Origin of the sequence: Legionella santicrucis, from assembly GCF_001468135.1 — a bacterium.
GTDB classification, from domain to species: domain Bacteria; phylum Pseudomonadota; class Gammaproteobacteria; order Legionellales; family Legionellaceae; genus Legionella; species Legionella santicrucis.
Genome location: NZ_LNYU01000091.1, coordinates 673,437 through 683,527 on the forward strand (window position 1 = coordinate 673,437; position 10,091 = coordinate 683,527).

Below are 10,091 nucleotides of genomic sequence, written 5' to 3' on the forward strand. Positions count from 1 at the left end.
GTTTGTTTGTATTTACCATTTACTTTGTTCTATCATTTATCCATATAAGTAGCAAGATAAAAGGGGAGCAACAAAAATTGTCTATTCATCACTTTTAGCTACAGGAATAACAAATCCACGCGTACCAACTGCAGCAGTTACCCCAGATAAAGACATATCCTCCGCAACCCAAAAAGTAGTTTTTTTAGCTTTAGCAGGAATTTTTACTCCTTTTGCCTTCCATTGGCATACGGCTATTGCTCCTTCACATGGCGCTTGTTGTTCATGCCCTGGTTTAGATTCAATACAGTTTAAAATAAAAGGGCCTTTTTTTAAGGTTAATGCCGACCAATTACCACCTTTCAATCGGGTAGTCCATCCAGCACTTGCGCTAGGGTTCGTCACAGGATGAGTGATCCACAAATCTGCGGCAGTCAGATTATGAATAAAAAATAAACTACTTGACTTGGTTTTTAATGTTACTGACTCGCCTTGAACTGTCACGGCCTGGCAACCAGAAGGTAAAGTAGACTCAGCTGTTGCATAAAAAGATAACAGCAAACAATACAAAAAAACAAAAACTCTCATTAATCTTTCTCCTCAAAATTATAACGTCATTTTTGAATGTTATTGATATTATCCTAAAACACCATCAAATTGTAACAAGGCTAATATATTGAAAAATTTTGCGTAATAGCCACTCGAAATGGGATTGAGTAGCGCTTTTTTAAGATTATATAATTAGCCTCTATTACTTGCCAACCTCACTCATTTAAATCTCTCGTTCGAAGAGGCTGACTTCCATCAAAAAATCCTAACTAAAATTTGACAATTATCTTATGGCAATCTAGATTCTAGATATAATTGCAACGGATGTGTTTCCATGAAAATTATGAAGCAAATCATTTTCTTAGCTTTATTCATGAGCAATATATTTGCTTATAGTGGCACTATCATAGTAGGAGTTGGAAAATTTGCTCCCCCATTTTCGGCCGCAGATACAGACAATCACTATTTTGGCTTTTGCATCGACTTAATGAATACACTATGCAAGCGTATGAACGATACCTGCGAATACAAATCAATCGTCAATGAAGGCATAGAAAGCGCGCTGAATAAAGGACTTGTTGACATTTCATTAACTCCAACACCCATTAGCCCAGATCTATCCCCCGAATACATTTTCAGTATGCCTTATATGACGAGCAACGGGCAATTTATAACCAACAATCCAAACATAAAATCACTCAAAGATCTTCAAGGTAAAAAAATTGGCATCCTTGAAGAAACTAACTTAAAGACCGTTCTCCTACAGTACACTTCGATTGACAATATTAAAGAATTTGCACGAGGCGCTACTATAATAGATGCTTTAAAGAACAATGATATTGATGCCATATTATTTAATGTAAATCTGCTTAAATATTTAACGAGCAATCAAATTGCTACTTTTCGACCCGTAGGTAAACCTATTACTATTGGAAATGGATATGGACTATTAGCGCTTAAAAAAAATGAAGTGCTCATAAATAAGATCAATAAAGCTTTATTGCAAATAGAAAATGATGGCACATATGAGCAAATTTATACTAAATACTTTGGCTTATAAATCTATCTTGAAACACATGGCTCAACTCACATGACAAAGACACATTGGTACTATCAATAATGTTGACCACAGTAAAATTGTTCCAATGGGCTCAATTGATACGCGGTCTTAAAAAAACTCAATACGACTACAACCAGGGAGTTCAGAGCTTTCGTTCTTTGATCAAAAGTTCTCGCTATGACAAGGCTTGACGCTTTATTGAAAAACAGTATAAACAGGTGATTGTTGCGCATAAAAATCCTGTCTTCATATAAGAGTTACCCCTACTTATTCAACGATAACCCAACTTACCGATGAAACCCGGGGCTAGATAACCGCGGCCCTTAAGACAGACAGGGAAGCTATTTTACAATAATACAATAGAAAATATTATCTGGAGAATGGATAAAGACCATATGACCCTCGTGCGACAGTCGATTAATGGTTATCTTAAGCTTGATTTATTACAATAAAAATCCAAGGATTACTCTGAATTTGAAACCCTAATCATAATGCAACTATAGTTCTTGGAGCTTATTTATTGCTCCCCATTTGGTCATGGGGAGCGTACGCTAGTGATTAATGCATAGTGATGAAATATCGAGGAAAGGAATCCTGCGGTTCAGCAAACTGACAAGGCCCTAAGGTTTTATCCTCCTCTATGGGACAAACTGCTACATAACCATTTTCATCGGCAACATAGATAAGTTTGTTGTTGCCATGAATAGCAACACCAACAGGTGCTGGAAAAGCAGATAAATCAAATAGCGCTACTGATTCATAACATCCCTCTATAGTTCCAGAGCTATCTAAGGGACAGTAGCTAATAGCACCGCCATTTTTATCCGTATAATAAAGCCCTAGATCCGTGCTTAGTATAGCAATGCCCCAAGGTTGTCCTGATACATCTGCATGCACACAGCCTGTGAATGTGCCATTAGAGGTATTAATAGTACATTTATAAATTCTACCTCTACCAGTGGTCGTAATGTAAGCGAAAGAATCGCTGTTATTTATGGCAATATCAAAAGTTACCGCCGAATCTGCACTAAAATTATAGCCGGCATTGATACAGCCACTTAAATTTCCTGTTCCACTATCGATATTACAAACATAAACAATGGATCCACTAGTAATATACGCCTGAGTTTGCGCATGATTTAATGCAACGGCTGTTGGTTGGAACGGAGTAGGAATGCTAACCAGAGCAGATGCACAGCTTCCTAATGTTTCTCCTGATACCATACATTGGGTAATATCATGACTAGGGAAGGAATTAGCAATATAGATTCTAGTGCCATCAGCCGTTAAAGCCATTCCCGCAGCATCATTGGGGGTAGCAGTGTTAGAAATACATGGCGTATCAAAATAACCTGTAGCAAGCACATTGCATCCCTCTACTGTGTGGGTGTTAAATAGTGAAACAAATGCCGTGGTAGGACGTGTTACCAACACTGTAAATGGCGTGGTACCAGAAGCGCCACCAAAATCTGCCTGCATTGTTGCCGTTCCTGGTGATATAGCCGTAGCTAATCCTTGTGACCCATCCGCATTTGAAACGCTAGCAACAGCAGTATTAGAAGAGCTCCACACCGCCTGCGTGGTAACGTCCTCTCTTAAACCATTACTGAAAGTAGCCACAGCGGATAATTGTGCCTGCGTGCCCACTAAAAAGTCTCCTCCACCGGTGACTTCAATGGATGTTACCGCAGGATTTGTTACAGTTAATGATGCCCCATTAGATACGGTGCTATTGAGTGAGGCAGTAATGGTTACAGAGCCAGCAGCCACCCCAGTAGCTAATCCTTGGGGAGAAATAACTGCTAAACTAGTATCTGAAGACGACCAGGTCACAAAATCCGTTAGATTTTGAAAAGTAGCATCACTAAAGAAACCAACCGCAAAAAATTGTTTGGTCGCATCAACCGTTACTGATGTTGACAATGGCACAACGAACAACGAGGTTAACTGCGCTGCTGTTACTGTAAGAGTAGTGTTGCCTGAAATAGCACCCATTGTAGCGCTAATAGTAGTACCCCCTTGGCTGGTAGCTGTCGCTAAACCATTGGAACCGGCTGCATTGGAAATAACCGCCACTGCAGTATTAGACGATGCCCATACCACTTGCGCTGTTAAATCCTGAATAGTGCCATTACTATAATGGCCGGTAGCCGTATACTGCAGTTGTAGCCCATTCGCTAAGGAGGCATTATTAGGCGTGACTGTTATGCTGGTTAGCGTTGCTGCGGTGACGGTTAGAGACGTACTGCCTGAAACGCTGCCCAAGGTAGCGGAAATAGTAGTGGTTCCTGCCTGCTTACCTGTTGCCAGACCACTAGTATCTGGGGCATTACTGATGGTAGCAAAAATTTCATCAGAAGAACTCCAGACCACTACGTCCGTTAAATCTTGGGTGGTTAAATTAGAATAAACTCCCGTAGCCTTATATTGCTGTGTCGTACCCGCTGGAATGGACTGATTAACAGGGGTCACTTCAATGCGGCTAAGAGTTGCAGCAGTTACAGTCAGGTTTGCACTCCCAGATACTGAACCCAAAGTAGCAGTAATTACTGAAGAACCAACTTGTAAACCTATAGCTAATCCGTTAGAACCAGCCGCATTAGAAATTCTGGCAGTGCTAAGATTAGAGGAAGTCCATGCCACTTGATCGGTTAATAGCGCATGAGTGTTATCAGAAAACGTTCCTACTGCGATAAATTGTTGTGTGGTGCCGCTTGCAATTGAAGGGTTCGGCGGCAAGACAGTGAGGTTAGTCAGTACGGCAGCGGTGACATTAAGTTGTGCTGTGCCCGTTATCGCTCCTAATCGTGCGGTAATAGTAGTCGTTCCAGGCGTTACTCCCGTAGCTAATCCTTTAGATCCATTTGTATTAGAGATAGTCGCGGCAGCAGTTGATGAGGACCAAACCACAAAATTGGTTATATCATGAACAGAACCATCACTAAAATTCCCTGTTGCAGTATACTGCAGGCTTATACCACTTGGAATACTCGCGTTTACAGGGGTAACAGCAATTGAATTCAGTGTTGCGGCGGTAACGTTCAGGCTAGTACTTCCCGTGGTAGTATTAAACGTAGCGCTAATAGTAGTGGTTCCTGGATTTGCTCCTGTAGCAACTCCTTTGGTACCCGGATTATTAGAAATAGTCGCAGCAGCGGTTGATGAGGACCAGGTTACAAAATTGGTTAAATCCTGCTTAGTTCCATTAGAGAAAAGGCCTGTAGCGGTATACTGTAAGCTAATACCTTTAGGTATAGTCTGATTTGTCGGAGATACTGATATAGCTTGTAGCGTTGCTGTGGTAACTGTTAGCGTTGTACTATCACTTAAATTGCCCAATGCAGCTGCAATACTGGTTTGGCCGGGACTATTAGCGGTAACCAATCCTTTGGAACCATCCGCGTTTGAAACACTGGCTATATTGGCATTGGTTGATGACCAGGTAACAAGATTGGTTAAATTTTGTGTTGTTCCATTGGAGTAAATTCCCGTTGCCGTATATTGTTGAAAAGTTCCATTGGCAATACTAGCGCCTACTGGCGTTACATGAATGGATACTAATGTGGCGGTGGTAGGCACTACAGTGAGATTTAAACTGTTAGCTGCACTGGGTTGACTGCACAGAAATGGGTCCGGCATATTATTGCCCGCTCCTTTGGTTTTGCATACCTCAGGCCCACTGGTGACGTGTCTCGGAAGCAGACGCCCATCAAGGTTTAAAGTTAAAAAACATGATGCTTTAGGAGCAAGAGTAAATGGACTACTGCATCCTCCTCCTGCCACGATTTGCATAACGCCTGGTATAGGTTTTGTCGTTAACGTTCGGGTAATAGTTGTGTTATTGGTAACAAGGTATTGAACCGTATCATTGGAGGTGGCAGAAATTTGCTTCGTCGTTGCTGTTGTCGGAATTATGCTAAATTTTGGTTGAGTACCAGCAAATAAAACAGAAGTCGCCAGTAAAAATAGAAAACCCATCATTAGGGTTAATCGATGCTTAATAATATTCATTATTGTTCACGTCCTTTTTCATTAGGCTCAATAAAAAATTATCCATAATTTTTGAATAAAGATATAATCACCTTTTTTTTTCAAAGTCAAATTTCTTCCTGGCTTCTGCACCGTGGCCACACCTTTTGCAGTGAAAACATGAACAAAATTTTACTTTTCAATAGGTTAAAAAAAATAAACATCACATTATTTGCATGTGAAGGAGGAATGTTAAACGGTAAAGAGTATCCGCTACTTTAGCTCATGAGACATACTACACACTTTGCATGACTATCATATAAAAGGGTTCCAAAATGGAACCCTTTTTTGATATTTACAGTAAGGCAATAAATTGTGGCGAGTTTATTACAAATGAAGTCGCGCTGGAGCAAGCACCAAAGCGTTGTGTATCAGCATCAATTGGACAAACAGAAATGGGATTACTTACTGAGTTCAATGAGTTTGCGATATAAGCTACCTGATTATTCTTGCCAACCACAATACCTATAGGACCAGCAAAAGATACTCCCGCTATTGGGCTAGGACTTGCGTTGAGGCAATACTCCACTGTCCCATCACTATTCAACGAACAATAAGATACAAGGTTGTCACCAACACTAGAGACATATAGTCCGAGATTAGAACTTTGCAATGCAATACCTAGAGGTGAACCCCAATCGCTACTCAACTGAGTACAAGAATCAAATAGACCCGTTATTGAATTAATCATACATAACGATACTTGATTTGTATTAGGACTTGTAACATAAGCCATTGTTCCTGCATCGTTTAGAGAAATATCATAAGCAGGAAAGGCGGTGAAATTAATCCCTGAATCGATACAGTTATCCAGATTATTAGTTCCCGTATTTATGGGACATACCAAAATATTATCATGAGTCGACGTTGTTACATAAGCTCTTGGATTTGGGTTACCAACAGCATCATTTAAGGCAATACCGTAAGGGTTAAAGCCGAGTAGCTGAGTACCGGTAGATGCTGCTTGGCTACAGTTGATGAAAGCACCACCAGTAACAGTACATTTGGTTATTCCATTAGCTACCCCCGCTACCGAATTAGCAATATAGATAAAAGTACCCACTGAATTAATAGCTAAACCCTGTGGCGAAGAAAAAACAGAAGCACTCTCAACACAATTGTTAAATAACCCAGTATTTAAAACCTGACAATGAACAATAGAGTTATTGGCAGTTGAGATGTAGACACTCGTGACTTGAGTGGTTGTTGCTGTTATTGGTGTAATTCCTTGATGACCATTAAGCTTTGCCCTAATATTTGTTGTTCCTGGATTATTGCCAGTAGCTAAGCCTTGGGAACCAACAGCATTTGAAACTGAGACATTAAATGGGTTATCGGAAGACCATGTAACTAAGGTAGTAATATTTTGAGTTGTACCATTGTCATAAGTTCCGACTGCTGTCAATTGAATACTCTCTCCCACAGGAACAAAACCACTGCCCGTGATTTGAATAGACTGCAAAGTAGCCGCTGTCACATTTAAGGTAGCAGTTCCAGTTACTGAGTTCTGTGTGGCAGAAATAGTCGCGGTTCCTACTCCATTTCCCGTAGCCAATCCTTCGCTACCGCTTACATTGGAAACAGAAGCAATCGTACTATTACTGCTTGTCCAAGTTGCTACTGTAGTTAAATCTTGCTCGGAATTATCGGTAAAATGACCAGTAGCCGTATATTGTTTGGTTGTCCCCTCTACAATCGATGCTGACGATGGCTCTACAGTTATGGTGGATAATGTTGCTGCAGTAACCGTTAAAGGAGTGCCACCGGTGATATTATTATAACTCGCTGTAATCGTTGTTGCTCCTTGGGCAGTTGCTGTAGCCAATCCCTTAGAGTTGCTTGAATTAGAAACCGTTGCAATGTTTGTCGATGTAGAAGACCAGACCACCTCCTGAGTAAGATTACGCATACTGCCATCAGAATAATTTCCTGTTGCGGTGTATTGAAGAGTTAAACCATTTGCAAGCGAGGCATTATTAGGCGTTACCGTAATTGATTGCAGGGTGGGTGCAACTACTGTAAGGCCTGTAGACCCTGAAACACCACTCAAACTTGCACTAATTGTAACTGATCCTGCAGCATTGCCATACACATTTCCTTTTGAACCAGGTGCATTAGAAATATTAGCAATAGCTGGGGAGGAAGAAGTCCAAGTGACGTCTTGGGTCAGATCTTGAGTCGTATCATTATTGTAAATCCCCGTGGCGGTATATTGAAGTGTACTGCCCGTAACCAAGGTGGTGTTCGCGGGAGTCACTTCTATCGAAGTAAGAGTTGCAGCTGTAATGGTTAAGGTGCTGCTCCCCGACATTGAACCTACTGAAGCAGTAATAGTTGTGGAGCCTACGCCTACAGCTGAAGCTAACCCATGAGAACCAGGAGCATTTGAAATTGTTGCTTTTGTTGTATCCGACGATGACCAAGTCACGAAAGGCGTAATGGTCAGGTGCGTACCATTGGAGAAAATACCAACAGCTGTAAATTGTTGATTCGTTCCATTAACTATAGATGGATCAACCGGTGTTACATCGATAGCAGTTAGTGTCGCTGCTGTGACGGTTAAGGTAGTTGTACCAGTAATCCCAGCAAATTGTGCTGTAATTGTTGTTGTTCCTGTATTGGTTCCAACAGCTAGTCCATGAGAACCAGGTGCATTAGAAATTGAAGCCGCATTAGTCGAAGAAGTCCAAGCAACAAGATTGGTTATATCATAAACAGCTCCCCCACTAAAAGTACCCATTGCTGTAAACTGCTGGGTAAACCCGTTAGGGATACTTGGATTAGTAGGTGTAACTGCAATGGATGTTAATGTACCCGCAGTCACCGTAAGATTTGTTTCACCAATGGTGTTATTTAACGTGGCTCGGATAATAGTAGTTCCAGGAGCATTTCCGGTTGCTAAGCCCTTGGAGCCCGCTGTATTAGAAATACTCGCCCGTGTTTCATCCAAAGATGTCCAAGTCACGAAGGCAGTAAGATCTTGTGTTGTCCCATTTGAAAATGTTCCTGTTGCGGCATATTGAAGCGTTGTTCCATTGGGGATCGAGCGATTGACAGGTGTAACTGCGATAGAAGATAAGGTTGCGCTGGAAACAGTAAGGAGTGTCGAGGCACTTGTCGTGCCAAGGCTAGCGGTAATAGTGGTAGTCCCCGGACTATTCCCAGTGGCTAATCCTTTCGAACCCGCGTCATTAGAAATAGATGCAATATTAGGACTTGAAGAAGACCAATTCACTCTATCGCTAATATCCTGAGTCGTTCCATTGGAAAATATTCCAATCGCTACAAATTGCAGCGAGGTCTTATTAGCAATTTTGGGATTGCTAGGGCTGATGGCAATTGAAACTAGTGTTCTTGAGGAAGAAACGACAGTAAGGTTTAAACTATCAGCTGCACTGGGTCGGCTACATAAAAAAGCGTCCGGCCTATTATCACCAGGCCCTTTAGTTTTGCATATTTCAGGACCGCCTATCACACGCTCTGGCAACTCACTGCCATCTAGTCTTAAGGTAAGTAAACAAGAGGCTTTGGGGGCTAAAGTAAATGGATTACTGCAACCTCCGGCCAAGACCTGATGAATTCCTCGAATAGGATTCATAGTCAATGTTCGTATAATATTGGTGTTATTAGTGACGCGGTACTGCACGGTATCATGTCCAGTTGCCGAAACTTGTTTTGTGGTAGGGGTCGTTGCAACAATGCTAAATTTGGGCTGCGCCCCTGCGTGCAAAAATGTAGTCATGAATAATAGGGTTATACCTAAAATAAAATAATGAAAAACATGGGTAAGCATTCTATTCATTGTATTTTCACATCCTTGATGTTTTACTTTAAAGGTCAAGTTAGATTCGCGCAGTCAAATAGTATAGTAAGTTTCAACAGATTACAAGAAACGCATCTTAGGTCCCACTGTTGATATGGAATACATTATGAAAGAATCTAATATTATGATAAATATTTAAATTGTGTGCTCTACTCAAAATCGATAATGATCCACAATTGATAAAACATGTTAATTGCTACCGACTATAAGATAGTTTATTATTCTAAACTTATTTATAGATAAAATTATAGATTCAAGGAAAGAATATGATAAAAAAAACCGCCGTATTAGTGGCTTTCACTACAATATTTAGCCATGCAGCCTTTGCCGGTGACATGGGTGTTATCGAAGAAGGTTGGAAACGCGTCCTCACTCTTAGTGGAGGCCCAAGCTGGAGCCAAAACGGCGAAACACAAACCTTTTTCCTTCAACCGGATATTCAAAAAACCTATGATAATCAGTCATCCAATAGCACCCTAGGTAGTGGCGAAGTATTTTTAGGACTGCAACACTCATTTAATGCCAATTTTTTATGGCAAATTGGTTTAGCTTTAGCAGCAAGCAGTGACGCCAAATTAACTGGGGATATATGGGAGGATGCCGATCCCGATTTTAATAACTATTTTTACCGTTACTACGTGAATCATCAGC

4 protein-coding genes and 1 pseudogene are annotated in these 10,091 nt (G+C 40.9%); 2 read left to right on the forward strand and 3 right to left on the reverse strand.

Going from position 1 to position 10,091, the window contains the following annotated elements; all coding sequences use genetic code 11:
• Nucleotides 1-81: 81 nt before the first annotated feature.
• Entirely contained in the window at nucleotides 82-567 is a 486-nt protein-coding gene (locus Lsan_RS20710; RefSeq protein ID WP_058515986.1) for a hypothetical protein, read from the reverse strand.
• 295 nt (nucleotides 568-862) lie between these two features.
• Here Lsan_RS20710 and Lsan_RS20715 point away from each other — a divergent pair, with 295 nt between their 5' ends.
• Nucleotides 863-1,588: a transporter substrate-binding domain-containing protein gene (locus tag Lsan_RS20715; protein WP_058515987.1), complete on the forward strand. Its 726-nt coding sequence runs from the start codon at nucleotides 863-865 to the stop codon at nucleotides 1,586-1,588.
• A 558-nt stretch (nucleotides 1,589-2,146) separates the two neighbouring features.
• Here the strand turns inward: Lsan_RS20715 and Lsan_RS20720 are convergent.
• Both Lsan_RS20720 and Lsan_RS20725 read right to left on the reverse strand, forming a co-directional pair.
• Complete coding sequence (locus tag Lsan_RS20720) at nucleotides 2,147-5,599, reverse strand: beta strand repeat-containing protein (protein WP_058515988.1); 3,453 nt, start codon at nucleotides 5,597-5,599, stop codon at nucleotides 2,147-2,149.
• 313 nt (nucleotides 5,600-5,912) lie between these two features.
• A complete protein-coding gene (locus Lsan_RS20725) occupies nucleotides 5,913-9,419 on the reverse strand; it encodes an Ig-like domain-containing protein (RefSeq protein WP_058515989.1) in 3,507 nt (1,168 codons plus the stop codon).
• A 287-nt stretch (nucleotides 9,420-9,706) separates the two neighbouring features.
• On the opposite strand from Lsan_RS20725, the pseudogene Lsan_RS20730 reads away from it, so the two are divergent.
• Nucleotides 9,707-10,091, forward strand: a pseudogene (locus Lsan_RS20730) (porin family protein); the annotation flags it as partial.

Excerpts from the sequence above, each read along its gene's own strand:
- Lsan_RS20710 (WP_058515986.1), bottom strand. The coding sequence starts at position 567 with ATGAGAGTTTTTGTTTTTTTGTATTGTTTGCTGTTATCTTTTTATGCA.
- Lsan_RS20715 (WP_058515987.1), top strand. The coding sequence starts at position 863 with ATGAAAATTATGAAGCAAATCATTTTCTTAGCTTTATTCATGAGCAAT.
- Lsan_RS20720 (WP_058515988.1), bottom strand. The coding sequence starts at position 5,599 with ATGAATATTATTAAGCATCGATTAACCCTAATGATGGGTTTTCTATTT.
- Lsan_RS20725 (WP_058515989.1), bottom strand. The coding sequence starts at position 9,419 with ATGAATAGAATGCTTACCCATGTTTTTCATTATTTTATTTTAGGTATA.